1 protein-coding gene is annotated in these 962 nt (G+C 65.3%); it reads left to right on the top strand.

All coding sequences use genetic code 11. The annotated features are described in order from the left end of the window. Nucleotides 1–962, top strand: a 962-nt coding sequence (locus AB4Z42_RS28330) for a thioester reductase domain-containing protein (protein ID WP_442012569.1), incomplete at both ends; no start/stop codon positions are given.

Raw genomic sequence — 962 nt, 5'->3', positions numbered from 1 at the left:
GCCGGCGACAAGGGCGAAGCCGACCTGGGCCTCAACGAGCACACCTGGCGGCGGCTGGCCGAGTCCGTGGATCTGATCATCGACTCGGCGGCGTTCGTCAACAGCGTCCTGCCCTACAGCGAGTTGTTCGGCCCCAACGTGGTCGGCACCGCCGAGCTGATCCGCTTCGCGCTGACCAGCAAGCTCAAGCCCTWYGCSTWYGTGTCGACCTCTGATGTGGGCCGCCAGATCGAGCCGTCGGCGTTCGTCGAGGATGCCGACATCCGCGAGATCAGCGCCACCCGCACGGTGGACGGCAGCTACGCCAACGGCTACGGCAACAGCAAGTGGGCCGGTGAGGTGCTGCTGCGTGAGGCCCATGATCTGTGCGGGCTGCCGGTCGCGGTGTTCCGCTCGGGCATGATCATGGCCGATCCGACCTATGCCGGRCAGCTCAACGTGTCGGACACGGTGACCCGGATGGTGCTCAGCATTGTGGCCACCGGGGTGGCGCCGGCGTCGTTCTATGCCCTTGATGCCGACGGTAATCGGCAGCGGGCGCACTTCGACGGACTGCCTGTGGATTTCGTGGCCGAGGCGATCTCGACGCTGAGCATCGGGGTGGTCGATGGGTTCGACACCTATCACGTGATGAATCCCCACGATGACGGCATCGGTATCGACGAGTACATCGACTGGCTGATCGAGGCCGGTTATCCGATCGAGCGCATCGCCGACTTCGGCGAGTGGCTGTCTCGGTTCGAGGCCGGTCTGCGCGCGCTGCCTGATGAGCAGCGCCAGAACTCGGTGCTGCAGATGCTGCTGCTGCTTCTGCATGGGACGAAGGATGTGCAGGCTCCCGAGCCGACGCTGGGCTCCTACGCCCCGGCCGACCGGTTCCAGGCCGCGGTGCAGGAAGCCAAGATCGGTCCCGACAACGACATCGCCCACGTATCTTCTTCGGTGATCGTCAAGTACGTCAC

Origin of the sequence: Mycobacterium sp. 2YAF39 (assembly GCF_052114565.1) — a bacterium.
Classification (GTDB): domain Bacteria; phylum Actinomycetota; class Actinomycetes; order Mycobacteriales; family Mycobacteriaceae; genus Mycobacterium.
This window is presented reverse-complemented; position numbering and strand designations above follow the sequence as displayed.